14 protein-coding genes are annotated in these 14,912 nt (G+C 58.8%); 4 read left to right on the top strand and 10 right to left on the bottom strand.

What is annotated here, in order from left to right:
- Positions 1 to 84: 84 nt before the first annotated feature.
- The 4 genes from MUN80_RS22915 to MUN80_RS22900 form a co-directional block, all read right to left on the bottom strand.
- Positions 85 to 459, bottom strand: coding sequence for an STAS domain-containing protein (locus tag MUN80_RS22915; protein WP_044002696.1), 375 nt, complete (start codon positions 457 to 459; stop codon positions 85 to 87).
- 99 nt (positions 460 to 558) lie between these two features.
- Entirely contained in the window at positions 559 to 1,410 is an 852-nt protein-coding gene (locus MUN80_RS22910) for a DUF4198 domain-containing protein (protein ID WP_244716705.1), read from the bottom strand.
- A 110-nt stretch (positions 1,411 to 1,520) separates the two neighbouring features.
- Positions 1,521 to 3,365 (bottom strand): glycosyltransferase, encoded by a 1,845-nt coding sequence (locus tag MUN80_RS22905; protein WP_244716703.1) that lies wholly within the window; start codon positions 3,363 to 3,365, stop codon positions 1,521 to 1,523.
- A gap of 151 nt (positions 3,366 to 3,516) precedes the next feature.
- Complete coding sequence (locus MUN80_RS22900) at positions 3,517 to 5,334, bottom strand: alpha-amylase family glycosyl hydrolase (RefSeq protein ID WP_244716701.1); 1,818 nt, start codon at positions 5,332 to 5,334, stop codon at positions 3,517 to 3,519.
- Between the two features lie 172 nt (positions 5,335 to 5,506).
- Between MUN80_RS22900 and MUN80_RS22895 the strand changes: the two genes are divergently transcribed.
- Positions 5,507 to 6,199 carry a hypothetical protein gene (locus MUN80_RS22895; protein WP_244716699.1) on the top strand — a complete coding sequence of 231 codons (693 nt, stop codon included), beginning with the start codon at positions 5,507 to 5,509 and terminating at the stop codon, positions 6,197 to 6,199.
- Positions 6,200 to 6,253: 54 nt separating this feature from the next.
- Here MUN80_RS22895 and MUN80_RS22890 read toward each other — a convergent pair whose 3' ends face one another.
- Positions 6,254 to 6,949, bottom strand: a complete 696-nt coding sequence (locus MUN80_RS22890) for a DUF421 domain-containing protein (protein ID WP_244716697.1) — start codon at positions 6,947 to 6,949, stop codon at positions 6,254 to 6,256.
- 62 nt (positions 6,950 to 7,011) lie between these two features.
- Entirely contained in the window at positions 7,012 to 7,734 is a 723-nt protein-coding gene (locus MUN80_RS22885; RefSeq protein WP_244716695.1) for a DUF421 domain-containing protein, read from the bottom strand.
- A 300-nt stretch (positions 7,735 to 8,034) separates the two neighbouring features.
- On the opposite strand from MUN80_RS22885, the gene MUN80_RS22880 reads away from it, so the two are divergent.
- On the top strand, positions 8,035 to 8,436 hold the full coding sequence (locus tag MUN80_RS22880) for a DUF6960 family protein (RefSeq protein ID WP_244716693.1): 402 nt from the start codon (positions 8,035 to 8,037) through the stop codon (positions 8,434 to 8,436).
- 188 nt (positions 8,437 to 8,624) lie between these two features.
- Here the strand turns inward: MUN80_RS22880 and MUN80_RS22875 are convergent, their stop codons facing one another.
- Together MUN80_RS22875 and MUN80_RS22870 are read right to left on the bottom strand one after the other, a co-directional pair.
- Positions 8,625 to 9,482 (bottom strand): hypothetical protein, encoded by an 858-nt coding sequence (locus MUN80_RS22875; RefSeq protein ID WP_244716690.1) that lies wholly within the window; start codon positions 9,480 to 9,482, stop codon positions 8,625 to 8,627.
- A gap of 35 nt (positions 9,483 to 9,517) precedes the next feature.
- Entirely contained in the window at positions 9,518 to 10,864 is a 1,347-nt protein-coding gene (locus MUN80_RS22870) for a YfcC family protein (RefSeq protein ID WP_244716688.1), read from the bottom strand.
- Positions 10,865 to 10,997: 133 nt separating this feature from the next.
- On the opposite strand from MUN80_RS22870, the gene MUN80_RS22865 reads away from it, so the two are divergent.
- Complete coding sequence (locus MUN80_RS22865; protein WP_244716686.1) at positions 10,998 to 11,240, top strand: hypothetical protein; 243 nt, start codon at positions 10,998 to 11,000, stop codon at positions 11,238 to 11,240.
- A gap of 299 nt (positions 11,241 to 11,539) precedes the next feature.
- Here the strand turns inward: MUN80_RS22865 and MUN80_RS22860 are convergent, their stop codons facing one another.
- Positions 11,540 to 13,198 (bottom strand): M28 family peptidase, encoded by a 1,659-nt coding sequence (locus tag MUN80_RS22860; protein ID WP_244716684.1) that lies wholly within the window; start codon positions 13,196 to 13,198, stop codon positions 11,540 to 11,542.
- Between the two features lie 311 nt (positions 13,199 to 13,509).
- On the opposite strand from MUN80_RS22860, the gene MUN80_RS22855 reads away from it, so the two are divergent.
- The gene (locus tag MUN80_RS22855; protein WP_244716682.1) at positions 13,510 to 14,079 is read left to right on the top strand and encodes a GNAT family N-acetyltransferase; all 570 of its coding nucleotides are present in this window, start codon (positions 13,510 to 13,512) and stop codon (positions 14,077 to 14,079) included.
- A 6-nt stretch (positions 14,080 to 14,085) separates the two neighbouring features.
- Here the strand turns inward: MUN80_RS22855 and MUN80_RS22850 are convergent, their stop codons facing one another.
- Positions 14,086 to 14,901, bottom strand: coding sequence for a hypothetical protein (locus tag MUN80_RS22850; protein WP_244716680.1), 816 nt, complete (start codon positions 14,899 to 14,901; stop codon positions 14,086 to 14,088).
- Positions 14,902 to 14,912 lie beyond the last annotated feature (11 nt).

The following is a 14,912-nucleotide window of genomic DNA, read 5'->3' as shown; positions in this document are numbered from 1 at the left end:
GAGAAAAAGAAAAAGCTGCTGGCCGTTAGTCGCTAGTCTGAACAACTAACAGCTAACCGCCAACAGCTTACAGCTTCTAATAAACTATTCTTTGCTGGTCAGGTCGCGCTCGATGGCGTGCAGGAAGATGCGGTCAATGCCTTCTTCCACGGTGGGCAGAATGTGCAGTACCGACTCCAGCTTGGAGATGGTGATGAGCTTCATAACGTGGTCCTGCAGGCCGGTGAGCACGAGCAGGCCGCCGGTCGAGTTGCACAGGCGGTTGGCAATAAGGATAGAGCTGAGGCCCGACGAGTCCGTGTACTTCACGTTGCTCAAGTCCAGAATCAGGTTGTTGATGCCTTCAGCATTCAGCTTCACGAATTCCGATTTCAGGTCGGGAGCTACGGTAGTGTCGAGCTTCTTCTCGTCAATGGTGATAATCGTGTAAGTTTCCTTTTTATCAATCGAGTACTTCATGCCGTCGGTGGTTCGAGTTTAATAGAGTTGCGAAGGTAAGAAAAAAATGTTCCAGTACAGAAGGCCTCCGGGGCATTCAAGGTAGACAAAAAATAGAAATTATTTAGTGTTCCGTCCGGCCATTCCAAACGTCAGCGTGGCCCAGGTACTTTGCCAGTCGGCCGCTTTCCGGTCGGTGGCTGTTTCCATGTACACAGAACTAACCATGTAGTTGCCTGGGCTGTTAAGGCGAAACAGCACGCGGCCGTTTTTGTTGGTGTACAATTTAATTACTTGGGATTGGCCACCGGTGCGCTGCCACACCTGCACCAGCGTGGCGGGCAGGGGCTGACCCTTGTACAGCACCAGGCAGGTCAGGGAGGCACCAGGCCTGAGGGCATAAGGGTTTTGCTCGGGAATAATTTCCAGAGGCTGGCCCGTTACCCAGCGATGCACGCGGCTAGTGTCGAGGCCGGCCGGGCCCACCTGTACCAGGCTTTTGGCGCAGCGCCGGTACAGCTCCCGGCCGGGCTTAGTGGTTTCGCCGCGCTGCTGGCGCAGGTAGCTAACTCGCTCTAAGCCATTCTCTTTCAGGTATGCGTTAAACTGCTCCGCGTCGAGCTCGGTGAAGGCACTGTTGGTACTGAAAGCCAGCAGGTGCACGCCCAACTGAATGACTTCGACCGAGGTGCTGAGTGTGTCTTGCTCGGTGGCAGTTTTGGTCAGGTCCACTGTATCGGTGGGAGCGTAGTGCACGAAGCTGGTAAGCCGGCTGGATTTACCAGGCCAGCGGCTGCCAATAAAATTGTCTCCCACAAATACATGCAGATTAATTCGGGTGCCGGGCACCACAAAAAAATGTGGCGGTAGCAGCCAGAATTCACGGGCCAGGGTGGTGGTAGCACCTACCAGAAAAAGCAGCGCGGTAATTCGCAGACGGCCCAGCACTGGGTAAAGGGAAAAGGTAAACATTAAGAAATAACGAAGCCCCACTAATTGAATTAAAGGAATTTTCCTCAAATTAATTAGCGGGGCTTCCGGTAGTTAATACGGAGGCATAAATCCGTATTAGTTGGTCATATTTACTGTCTTTCCAGGGCCAGCGTGTAGGCGCGGTCATAGTGCACGCGCAGGTTTTTCCAGTCGTAGAGCTCAGCGGAGCTTTCCACGTTGTTGCGCTGCATGATTCGTTCCCGGCGGTTGAGCTGCACGAAGTTCCAGAGCATGTCGGTCAGCTCCTCAGCCGATTCGTCGAAACTTTTCTCCTGCCGCTTCACCACATAGATGCCCTTGGCCTCGTGGTCGGGCACGGTTTCCATGACGTAGTCGCCGAAGCCCGACAAGTCGGAAGTAATGGCTGGTACGCCGCGGGCCACGCACTCAAGCGGGGTGTAGCCCCAGGGTTCATAGTAGCTGGGGAAAATACCCAGGTGGCAGCCGCGCACAAACTGCCCGTACTCCATGCCAAACAGGGGTGAGGTGGGCGACACGAAATCGGGGTGGTACACGATTTTAACCCGGTCGTGCTGGTTGTTGACCAAGTTGGCCCGACGCAGAAAGTTCAGGATGTCGTCGCCCGCATCGTCCACGAGATTGTGGGTGATAACCGGGGGCAAGTTGGTGGTTTTCCAGCTTTGCAGGGTGCGGCGGTAGCGCAGCTTCCAGTAGTCGTCGACCATGCTACTCAAATCGGGCAGGCGGTGGTCGGTGCTGGCGGCGGCGGCGTAGAAGAGCCGCTCGCCCACCTGCCGCTCAATGGCTTCGCAGGTTTCGTGTACTTCTTCCAGGATGGCCCGGCTTTGCAGCACCTGCGGGTTGATGCTATGGAAGGGCCTTTTGGTAATGAAGAACATAACCACCTGGCCTTCCAGTCCGCTTTGCTGGATACGGTAGTTGAGCCGGGCCAGGGCTTCCAGGGTCAAATCAAAACCCTTGTTGTGGTACTCGTAGCGGCCCGAGGTGAAGAGGTAGAGCGTGTTGTCCAGATCAAACGAGTAGCTCTGGAAAAAATGCGCCATCACGAACTCGTGAATCTTGGACTTGTAGAGCTGGTGCAGGTTCTGAAACTCGTGCAGGGCTACAAACCGCTCAATATTGAGGCCATTGGGCAGCACCGCGTCCGGAATCCGGTCGAGCAGGTAGATGCACTCGCGCACAGTCAGCTCACTGACGGTCGTGAAGACGTGGGACCCGTGGGCGGCGGCCCGCTCGATGCGCACGGCGGTTTCGATGTTGAAATGCACGGCTTCCGCGGCCCAGTTCACCTGCATCAGGTGGTCGTAGAAGTTGGGGTCGTTCATGGCCAGGTAGCGGCCCAGCAGCGTGGCGTGCGTGGTAAAGACGATGTGCAGCGGCACCTGCTCGCGCCGCAGATCGGGAATGGCCACGCCGGTCATCCACTCGTGGAAGTGGGCAATGACGCGCTTGGGCGGCACTACGGCTTCCGCCAGCAGTTTTAGAAAGTGCTTGGCCTGGTTGCCGAAAGCTTCGACCTGGTGGAGTAAATCGTCGTTATCGGGCGTCGGAATGCCATGGTGGTTCCACAGGTCAGCCTTGATCTGACCGAGCCGGTCGTAGGCCTGGTAGGGGTTGATGAGCACCACGCGGGGTTTGCCGGTTACGAGCCAGTGGCCGTAGTGCACCTCGTAGCCCTGGGCGCGCATCTGGCGCACGGCCGCGGCAAATGGGTCGTCGGCGGGCAATTTTTCGAAAGCGTAATCTTCCAGGGGCTCAAACTCGCTCTGGGCCTGGCTGGCGAAGTAAGGGCCGAGCAGGCAGTACCGGTCCTCCCAACCGAGCACCGTCGCCGGCACTTTCGAGCGAATCACGGTGTAGATGCCACCGACCTGATTACAGACTTCCCAGGCAACTTCCACGAGCAGAGCGTCGGGCGAAATGGCTTCGGGGGTGGGGAGCGGGACTTGCATGCGGTGGGGTTTGGCGTGGACTGGCAAGATAGGTTTCTAACGGAGTTTTGACGTGAAAAAAACGCAGGGTTTGGCGGAAACCGGGCTTTTTACCGCCGGTTTTCGCCAAACCCTGCGCTAAGGTGGTACGCAGCGGGGCGTAAAAGTGTCGTTAAAAAGCCTCCTGCGAAATAATCAGCACCGAATACGGCGCCAACCCGAAGCTCGCTTGGAAGGGCAGCCCGTCGTATTCGCCTTCCGTAGCCTCGGAGTCCACGCTTTCGAAGTTGCCGAACTCCTCATCGTAGCCTTCCCAGTCGCTGTTGAAGCGCACCCGCCACTGGCCCCCGGCCGGCAAACCAATGGTATAGGCCGGGTGAGTCTGGTCGGCGAAGTTGGCCAGGATGATGGTTTCGTCGCCGGGCCCGCCCTGGTCCCAGCGGCGGAACGCCAGGATTTTGTCCGCGTCGTTGAGGTGGGTTATGGCGGTGTGCTGGCCCAGCAGGCCGCGGGTTTGGCCGTCGAGGTTGCGCCGCAGCCGGATCAGGTCCCGGTACAAGTGCACCAGGCCGGCGTGCTGGTCGGCATGCTGCCACTCCAGGGGCTGGTCGTCGGAAAAGTAGCCGTCGGCCAGCATTTCCTGCCCCTGAAACATCATCGGGATGCCGGGCGCGGTAAACACCAGGGCCGCTCCGAGCGTGGCGCGCTTCTTCGGGAACCAGCTGTGGGCATCACCGGGCATGATTTCCTCCGTTACCCGCGACTTGCCGTTGGCCACCTCATCGTGCGACTCGGTGTAGGCAATGCGCTGAAAGGCGTCACCGTTGTAGGTATGGCCGATAATTTCGGCTACGGCCGTCAGGTTGCGGTCCGCGTCGTGGGGCGTGGTCAGGGCCTCGCGCAGGATGTTGACAAAGGCGGCATCCCACTGGGCTGAAAAGCCCTGACCCTCGTCGGTAGTGGCCCGGGTGATATAGGGGTTGCCCTGCAAATCCTCGGCAATGGTGATTTTCCAGGGCATTTTGGCCTGAATCTCCTCATTGATCCACTTCATCAGGCTCCAGCCCTCGGGCAGGTCGCGGGTGGGGTCGTTGGAGCCGTCCACGTTGCGGATGTGAGAAATAGAGTCGCAGCGCAGGCCATCCACGCGGTAATCTTCGAGCCACATCAAGGCATTGTCGCGGATGTAGCGGCGCACTTCGGGCCGGCCGTAGTCGGGGCGGTTGTGGCCCCAGGGCGTTTCGGCCCGCCAGTCGTTGTAGAAGTAGATGCCGCCGCCCTCGTTTTCATGCCAGCCGTCGAACTGCCACAAATCCAGGTCGCCGGGCCCAAAATGGTTGTAGACCACGTCCAGAATCACGGCAATGCCGTGGCGGTGGGCTTGCTTTACCAACTCCTTGAACGCCAACGGCCCGCCGTAGTCGGTTTCCAACGCAAACGGGTGCGCCGGGTTATAGCCCCAGCTCCGGCCCCCGGGAAACTCGGTGGGCGGCATAATCTCAATAGCGTTGATGCCCAGCTCGCGCAGGTAATCCAGTTTCTCAACCACGTCGAGAAAGGTACCGGGGCGGGCAGGGTCGGGGGCGTGGAAGGTGCCCACGTGCAGCTCGTAGATAACCAGCTCATTCCAGGCTGGCATCTGAAACTTGTCGTCTTCCCAGTCGAACTCGTGGGTGGGCACCACCGAGTTGCCGGCCGAGTGAGTCACTTCGCGGGCGTAGGGGTCGTTGCGGGTCAGCTCGGCGTCGCCGCTTCGCAGCCAGAACTTGTACTCGGTACCGGGCCCAAGGTCGGCTATGTCGGCGGCCCAGTAGCCGTCGGCTTCGTGGGCGAGGGGATGGGCAGTGGAGTCCCAGTCGTTAAAAGGACCGACGACGGAAACGGCGTCGGCATTGGGGGCCCACACGCGGAAGGTGGTACCCAGGGCATGCGGCAAAGCACCCATGCCGGCTTGCAGCGTGGGAGTGGGGGATATGGCAGAAACAGGCATCGGAAGCAGCAGTAAGGCGGCCCGTACAGCTGGGCGCTACCGGCTTCTAACTGATTATCTAGTGTCGAGGTTGTAGAGCAGCAGCAAACTGCTTGAAGCTGAGCTATAAAACCCAATGGGGCGGCTTGTGCTTCTGGTTGCGGGACTGAGGAAAAATTCCGTGCTTGGCCGTATGAATGCTGCTCCCTCTGCTGGTTCTGACCGGGTTACTCTCTACACGCACCGCCACGCCCGGCAGCAGCGGGGCAAAGCCCTGTCGCACATCGTGCCGGCGTTGATTCTGCTCAGCACGGCCACGGCGACCATCATGGGGCAGGAGCCGCTGACCGGGGTGACGATTCTGGAGTTTGTGGTAGGCGCGGCCTACCTGATTCTGATGGTCCGGGAGCTGCTTCACCTCAGGCGCCACGCCCACCACCACGAGCGGGTGGCATGGCTGGAACTGGCCGCAGCCGGTATTCTGGCCCTGGAAGGCTACCACATCCTGCACCGCCACCACGCCGCCGACCTGGCCCGCGGTACTCACAGCTTCCACGTCTTGCCCTACCTGTATTTCGCGCTGGCCGTGGTTTTTGTGGTCATGGCTTTCAACCTGTACCGGGCTATTGAGCGCCGCCACCTGCATCTGCACGCTGCGGGCTTTGGCGGCCGGGTAGGTTTGTTGCAGCCGGCGTTTCAGTTTAACTGGGCCGACGTAACCTCAGTCGAAGCCGTGGGTGCGGCCGACGTGCTGGTGCGCGGCACCGACGGTCGGGAGCAGCAGATTTCCTTTGCCCACCTGCACGACGGCTCCGCCCACCGTGACCGGCTCATTGCTCATGCCCAGCAGCTGCCCCGGCAGCAAGCAGAAGGCCAGCAAGCCTAGAATTTCCTAGACTCGCCGGCCTTGCACAGGTTTTACGTTCGATTGTAAGTCGACCTACGCGGCTACTACCGCCGGCGACCATTCCTGGTGCTGGCAGTTGGAGCAAGTCCCGGGCTGCTGTTGGTGCGAATGCTGTACGTTGCCGCAGTGACAGCAGGCGTAGGTGTCGGGGGCTTTGTGCTGGTCGCGCAGAAAGTCTTCGTCCCAGCTCGGAATCAGCGTCAGGCCGGGGCGGGGCGGGCTCTGGGGTACAATGGTGAAGGCCCCGCTAGCTTCCATGTACATGCGCCGGACCTTGCCCAGGTTGTCGTAGCCCTTCTGGCGCAGTTCGGCAAACACCCGCTCCTGCGACAAGACCGATTCCCGCATGGCATCGTACTGCAGGCAGCCATCCTCGACCATCGCCGATACCTGGCCTTGAGTGACCGTCTCGAATTTTCTGTTCCGATACGACTCCCAGAAAACCAGGCGCTGCACGGCTATAATAACTGCCGCAATAAGCAAGGCCGGCAGCAGACCCCGGTCGGGGGCCTGAATGGGAACCCCGATGGCGGCGGCAATGGACGAAATGGCGGCCAACTCGTGCCGGCTCAGCTGCGACGACATCCGCTTGCCCATCAGGCGCATCGACACCACAATCAGGGCGTAGAGAAAGATGGCGCGAATGGCTACTTCCAGCAAAAAGCTCCAGGGCACCTGCCCCAGAAGTATGCGCATATAGTCGGTGAGGTGAATTTCTTCGGGTTTCATGCAAAAGAAGATAAGCCCCGCCCAGTGAGCGGGGGCGTTTTCAATAGAATAGAATACTTGCTTTAGCGGGCTTCGGCTTCTTGCTCCACCAGGCTCTGGGGCTGCACGGCGTAGGTCCACTGCTGGTGGCCGCAGTTGGTGCACTGGGTTTTGGCCGACACCTGGTGCTGCACGTTGCCGCAGTAGAGGCAAGCGCTCAGGCCGGACTCCTGCTGCTGCTCGTCGCGCAGGCGCTCATCCCAATCGGGCAGCACGCTCAGGCCGGGCTGCGGCTCCGGGTAGCGAAATACGCTGAAGTGCCCACCCGATTCGAGGTACACCCGGCAAAGCTGGCCTAAGTGCAGCACGTCTTTGGAGCGCAGGTGGGCAAATACCTGCTCGTGGGAAATGTCCATCTTCTTCATTTCAGCAGTATTCAGCACCCCGTTTTTCAGCAGCAAACTCACGTCGCTCTGCACCACCACTTCCACTTTGCGGTTTTTCAGGGCCAGCCAGTTTACCCCTCGCTGCAGCAGCAGTACGGTGCCCAGCAGCACGAAGGCCGGCAGCAGGCCCCGGTCGGGTATCTGGGCCGGCACGGCGATAATAGCCCCCAGCGTGAGCATCACGGCCATTTCGGTAATGGTAAGCTGGGCCCCCATGCGCTTGCCTAGCAGCCGGATGAATACCAGTAGCACGACGTAGATAATCAGCGTCCGCAGGACCACTTCGAGCATGTACTCGCCCGGGGCATTGCCCAGGACAATGCGTTGCCAGTCACCTAAGTGAATTTCCTCTTTTTTCATTGTTTCCCCGCTCTGTTTATATGGTGTAGTCTGCTGGGACCCCTCCCTGGGCCAAAGCAGAAATACTTGAACGGCAAGGGTATGGCGGGGAGTTATAGGGAAAAAGGCGGATTTTCCTCCGTAGAAAAACGGGTTGTACTCCGGCGGGAATCTGGGAAAAAACCGGCTGAAGTATTAGTCATAAAATTGCCGGGCGGGAATAAATAGCGGAGTTTTGCTGTTATAATCAGCTGCTGGCTGCCCCGGCCAAATCGGCCACTCGGGGCCCGGTACGCTGTTTTTTATCTTTACTCCGCACTCATGGCTCGTCCTAAACCAGTCACCTACGGCCTTTATTCCTGGACGCCCGATTTCGGCTTCCGCTACATTCACCCCGCCAACCGCCGCACCTTCGAGTGGCTGGAGCCCATGGGCAAGCTGTTCGAGAAAATCGATGAAACCGAAGACTGGATTCTGCTGCGCTACGACGAGCAGCAGTTCAAAGTCAGCGGGGAGCTGTTCCAGGAGCTCCACGACAAGCCCCCGTTCAGCTTCGGCGACCTGGTGGAAGAAGCCAACCCGGAGCCCGGCCGCCCGGCCCACCGCGGCCTAATTTCGGACGTGTACTGGAACGAAGCCCAGCACCGGGCCAGCTTTCAGCTCGTGGAAAAAAAGCGTAAGGTGAAGCGTGTATTCGAGGCCGACGAGCTGCGGCTGAGCTGATTTTAGTGTGCTGCTGTACCTTGACGTGCTAATGCTCAGCTCATGTCCTTGCGAGCGAAGCAATCCGCCTATGAAATGTGCTGCGCTTCCTGATGTGAAAAGTCTTTTCTCGTTGTTACGGGAAAGGGCTTTCTAGTAAAATAATCAAAGGCTATATAACGGTTATTGAAAAAAACTGACTAATAAGTCTACATGGGAGGACGGAATTCCATTAAATAGCAAGTAGCAGGTAAGTAACTTTCCAGCTCTTTCATTCTGTCCCTGTTTTTAAGTATGGGCGTTTCAAACATGCCAAAATTCTCCAACTTGGTCAGCTTGCGTACACGCTTGTCCGGATACGAATAATTAGACCATTGTAAAGAAAGTACTTTTAGATTTTTGAATTTGTAGAGATTGGGATTCAGGGTGGAATCCGAATAGCGCGTTAACGACATTACTTCGAGATGTCTGTTAATAGGGATGTCCTGGTAGAAGGTAAAGGAACTGTCTTCAATTATTTCAAATTCCTTGAGTTTTGCGTTTTCAAAAAATGTCAAAGGAACTCTGGTAAACTGGTTTCTCTCTAATGATACTTTGTTGAGGCCGTTTATACTATAGAGAAATTTGAAATCACTGACAGTGCATTCGTTAATAGCAATATCTTTTATTGTTGTACTGTCCCTTATGTACTGCAAATCATTTTTGAAATCGAGCTGCTGTTGATCAGATATAATCAAGCCCTGTAGATTCTTATGATTTCTTAGCAGAGGAATTATTGATTTGAACTGGACGGAACCACCTATCATCAAATGATCTGCTGCAATGAAGGCATAGCCAGTTGGTAAGGCTTCTGCTATGGTTAGCGTTGTATTAAACTGGTTATAACTTTCTTGTTTGTCTGCTGAACAGCCCCACGCCGAAGCACCCAGTAGTAAGATGAGGTATTTATTCATTGATCCGCGTGAAATAGTAGCATGAGATTTTGAGAGCATCTTCTTTTCTGAGTGCTTTGCGTATTTATCTGGTAAAATAACTATTCGGCGGCAGCAATGATGCTTTGTCTTCACATGGCTTAACATTACTCCCAGTATTAAAGAAGATTCTACGTCAACCCAATAGCTACACCAATAACGACGGCAGTAGCGGCTAGCGCCAGCAACGCCAGATACAGCGGCAGCACGAATTTCCACCACTGGTCGAAGCGGACTCCGCAGGCCGCGACGATAGCGACCAGCGCGCCGTTGGTGGGGGTGATGAGCTCACAAAGCCCGGCCCCGTACTGGTAGGCCAGCACCGTGACCTGGCGTGGGAGGCCCAGCAAATCGGAGAGGGGTGTGAGGATGGGCATGGTCAGCACGGCCTGCCCGCTCACGCTGGGCACGGGCAGGTGCAGGGCCGTATGCACCCCAATCATGCTCAGGGCCGAGAGCGTGACGGGCAGCTGAGCCAGCGGCGCCGACAAGCCGTTGACGATGGTATCCACAATATGGCCTTGCTCCAGCACCACGAAAATAGCCCGGGCAAAACCGATGAGCAGGGCGGAAAAAGCCAGGTCGCGGAATCCCACGATAAAGGCATCGGCCGTGCCGTTGAGTCCCAGGCCGCCGATGAGGCCGGCCAGCACGCCCAGCACGAAAAACAATGCGCCCATCTGCTCAAACTCCCAGCCCAGGTTCAGCACGCCGTAGGTAAACACGGCGAAAGTCAGCAACAGGAGCAGCAGCACGATGCCGTGCCGGCCGGCCCCGGCGGCAGTACCTTCGTCTTCAGTGCCCAGCTCGGGAATTACCCGGTTTTTAGCCGCGTAGCGCATCGTGCCCCCAATCCAAACCACCAACGCCAGGCCCAGAAATACCAGCCGGAACCCTGCGCCGGAGAGCAGCGGCAACTGGGCCAGCTTCTGGGCAATGCCAACCTGAAAGGGGTTCAGGGGGCTAAATGAAGCGCCCACAGCAGCGGCCCCGATGCTGACGGCCGCAGCCGTAATAACCGGGTAACCCAGCCGGCGCATCAGTACCAGCAGCACCGGCACCAGCGGAATAATCTCTTCCTGCATGTTTTCCAACGCCCCCATCGTGGCAAAGAGTAGGGAGATAATGGGGATGACCAGCATTTCCTGGCCCCGCAGCCGACCCAGCAGCCAGTCGACGCCCCGGCGCAGGGCCCCGGTCTGGTCGATGACGGTGAAGGCCCCACCAGTCAGGAATACGAAGAAGATGACGGCGGCGGCATCGGCCATGCCCTTGGGGATGTCGACCATGGCATCCAGCGGGGAAACCGGCGTGGCGGGCACGTGGTGGTAGGAGCCGGGCACCACCACGTCGCGGCCGGTAGCGGCGTCGGCGTGGCGGGCAAACTCGCCGGCGGGCAGCACGTAGCTCAGCAGCGTGGCCAGCAAGATAAATCCAACCAGCAGCACGAGCGGGTGGGGAAAGCGGAGGGTCTTCATCAAGGAAGCTAAGGGTGAGAAAGGAGCAATTACTGGCGAAAAATAGAAGTTATCCGCGAGCTGCTGCCGAACTTTCCGGGGAAGTGCCCCGGCCCGGAACCCACGCCGGGGCCGGCCGGTTGTGTCTGCTCGTATGCGTTTAGTTTCCTTCAAACAGTTGCCCATGGGCCAGCAAGCCGACGTTCTGCGCCGGAGCGGGCACTTCTTGTCCGACCGGCGGCAGGACAGCTTCGAGCTGCAGCTCTACGCCCTGGGCGACTTTTACGCCGAGGTCTGGCGGGGCAAGGGCGAGGAGCACATCCTGTTTATTCACCTCTTCCAGGATTCGCACAACCTGATGCCCTACCTGGAAAGCATCCGCCTGCCGGAGGTGTGAAAATGCTGGAGCGGGGTCGCTTGCCCCCGCTGGGTGGTGGCGTGGGCTGTGGTAGACGACCCAGGTAAATGTTGGAGGGTCATCTACGTACTCTGATAGACGACCTGGATAATTTTTGGAGGGTCGTATACGTACCTTGGTAGACGACCCGGGCAATTCTTGGTGGGTCGTCTACTAAGGCATGGAAGGAAGTGCTGGCGGGTTTGTGTGAGTCGGAGGCAAGGCGCGGTGGGGCGCAAGGTTCCTGGCAGGCTCACGATGAGAGCGTAAACCACGAAGCAGGCAACCCGACAACCTGGCTATTTGCGCCCGAACCGAGTGCCGAAAAAGTCGCCGGGGTTCCAAGTGGGGCGCTGTTCGGCCTGGGCTACCTGGTAGCCGATGAGAAAGTTGAGCTGCACGTACTTTTTGCCCGCCTCGAAGTCGAAGGTGCCGTTGAGGTCGTCCTGGGGCTTGTGGTAGGTGGCGGCGCGCCAGGCTTGCACGGTTTGATTCAGGTTGTTTTTGCCGTCGGCAGTTTTGTTGCCGTACTTGATGTGCAAGGCCGGAATGCCCTGGAGCACGAAGCTGTACTGGTCGGAGCGGATAAAGCGGTTCTGTTCGGGCTCGGGGTCAGCTTCTACCGTCAGCTTGAGGTACTCCGCCGCCTTATTGACGGGCTCGGCCAGCGTCGAGTGCTGGGCGCCCAGCGGCACTACCGACAGCAGCGGGGCAATGATGGTCGGCATATCGGTGTTAATGTCGGCCACGATTTGCTCCCGGGGCACCGTGGGCCGGGCCGCGAAATAGGCCGAGCCCAGCAGGCCCAGTTCCTCCCCGGTTTGGAGCACCAGCAGCACCGAGCGTTTGGGCTTCTCTTTCTCAGGTAGGTGGGAATAAATCCGGGCAATTTCCAGCACGCTGGCCACACCCGAGGCGTTGTCGTGGGCCCCGTTGTAAATAGAGTCACCCTTCACCGGCACGCCCACGCCCAGGTGGTCGAGGTGGGCACTGTGTACCACGTACTCGTCGCGCAGCCGGGCGTCGGAGCCGGTTATTTTGCCCACTACGTTGTAGCTGTCCAGGTCCTGGTACGTGGAAATATTGGTGGCTTTCATCGAGCTGCGCAACGCCACGGACGCGGGCCGGCCGGCCCGCAGGGCCGCGTAAGCGGCGCTGGTATCGGAGGCGGCCGTGCGCAGCAGGGTTTGCAGCGTGCCGGCACTCACGGCTCCGAGCAGCTGCACGCCCGGCACAAAGGAGCGGGAGGCCGCCACTTTCCCTTCGGCATCGAGCACGCTGAACACGCCTTGCTTAAAGTTGGGCAAGGCTGCCTTCGGGCTTTGCGAAGCTACCAGCACCCCTACCGCGCCGTGCCGCACGGCATTCTGCAGAATCGCCAGCACATCCTGACTGGCGGCGGCCACCGTGGACGGAAACGCCTTGGGGGCCCCGCGCAACACGACCACCACCTTACCGCGCGCGTCGAGGCCGGCGTAGTCGTCGTAGCCTAGTTCGGGGGCGCTGATGCCGTAGCCGGCAAAGGCCAGCGGGGCATTTACCGATACGCTCGGTGCGTCGGGGTTGGGGTAGAGCACAAATTCCTGGGCCGGGGCCAGGGGCATGGGGGCATCGGGGCCGTTGCTGAGAAGCAGCTTGGTCTGGGCCGGGTTGCTGAAGGCCTTGCGCAGCCGCACCCGCTGCACGAAGGTACCCGCGTCGCCGGCGGGCTGCACGCCCAGGCTTTGCAGCTGCTGGGTCACGTAGTCGACGGCCATCTGGTAGCCGGGCGTGCCGGGGCGCCGGCCCAGCAGCTTATCATCGGCCAGGTACTGAATGTGGGCCTTCAGGTCGCCGGGCTGCACTTTCTGCAACGCCTTGGCTACTTTTTTATCGGGGTGCAGGGCCTGAGCGGCGGCCGAAACGGACATCAAGCTGCTGAAGGCCAGCAACAGAAGACGGGAAGAGGTGGAAAGCATAAGCGGGTAAACCGGGCGAAAAGCAGGAGTGCCGCAGCCCCACGACTGCCGGCCACGCCCGCAAAAGGTGTATTAAACGGCAAAAAACGGCCCGCGTCGGAAATTTTATCGGCCAGCCCGGAGTTAGCTAAATATAGGTGGTCGTTACGCTTCAGCTTCGGCTCGGATTTGTGTAACTTGCTGCCGCGTGGGCCCGGCCCGGATTACGCTCCCGATTCTTCTGTTTTCACAGCTTCTGTACGGCTACCGTCGTGCTGGCCGGGCCGAGCTTGCTTCGAGTTTTTTTAACCATTTCAAGAAAAGTACTATTTATGATTAGACTGGAACAGTTCACCCAAGCCGATTTCAAACAGCTAATTGAGTGGATTACCGACGAGGAATTGTTGATGAATTGGTCCGGGTCGCTGTTCTCATTTCCTTTGACTGAGGAAAGCCTGGCCTGGTACATCGAGGATACCAACGACCCGCACACTTCCGACGCCTTCGTCTATAAGGCCGTTGATACCGAAACCAACGAGGTGGTGGGGCATATTTCCCTGGGCGGTATCAGCCGCAAAAACCGTTCGGGCCGCATCAGCCGGGTGCTGGTCGGCAACACCGGGCAGCGGGGGCGCGGCGTGTGCCAGGAGATGATACGGGCGGTGCTCAAAGTTGGCTTCGAGCAGCTCGGCCTGCACCGCATTGCCCTGGGCGTGTACGATTTCAACCAGGGCGCCATCGGCTGCTACACCAAGGCCGGCATGGTACTCGAGGGCACTTCCCGCGACAGTCTCTACTTCAACGGCTCGTACTGGAGCCTAACGGAAATGAGCATGCTGGAAGCCGAATGGGAGCAGCGCTTCGGCCAGCGCAAGGCCGTGCCGGCTCAGGTTACGACCTAAGCCACTTTACGTCGTTTTGAACAGGTACCAGCCGTGGCCCAGGGGCTTGACTACAATCAAAGACCCAGGGTGCATGGCTGGTACTTTGCTTTCGTCGGGCTCGTAGAGCAGGCCCACGGTGTTGTCAATCAGCCCCCCGATGACAAAGGCAAAGCAGGCGTCGCAGTCGGTGCTTTTGCGCGTAACGCGGCTGATATATAATGATTTGAGTAGCGCATCAATGGCCGGATCGGCGTTGGCGGCGGCTTCGTCGGCCGGCTCGGAGCGGAAGTAGGAGCCCGCCTGGAGCAGGCGCACAGTTTTCTCAAAATCGGCCTGGTGCTGAGTAAAATGGGCTTCGATGTCGGCATCGGAGCCAATCCAGAGGCGAATGTTGCCTACTGTGAAATCGTACTCAGCTTTGGGATGGGTCTGGTTGTAGCGGGCCCGCTCATCGGCCGGCAGGCCTTCGAGCACGGTGAGCATCTGCCGGCCAAAGTTGGTCATGCCCAGCCCGCGCACGGCCTGCAGCTTCCAGGTGTTCTGCCGCACAAAATGCAGGTAGAAGTCGTTGCCGCCGGTGGAGTCGCGCAGCTCTACGGCCACCACGGCGGTGCTGTCGGTTTGCTGCACTACCTCGCAGGTGCGCTGCAGGTGGGCCGGAATCTGCTGCCCCAGGGTTTGGCGCCGGGCCTGCTGCTGCACTTCGCAGCACACGTAGCGCGCAAAACCGGACCAGCCTTCCCGGGCCACAAAGTGCTGGGCAATGCTAAGCGGGGCCAACTGCTGGGCGCGGCCGCAAAGGGCCGAAAGCAGCAGCACAAACAGGTACAGATATTTCATTAGGAAGGAGC

Origin of the sequence: Hymenobacter cellulosivorans (assembly GCF_022919135.1) — a bacterium.
Classification (GTDB): Bacteria; Bacteroidota; Bacteroidia; order Cytophagales; family Hymenobacteraceae; genus Hymenobacter; species Hymenobacter cellulosivorans.
This window is presented reverse-complemented; position numbering and strand designations above follow the sequence as displayed.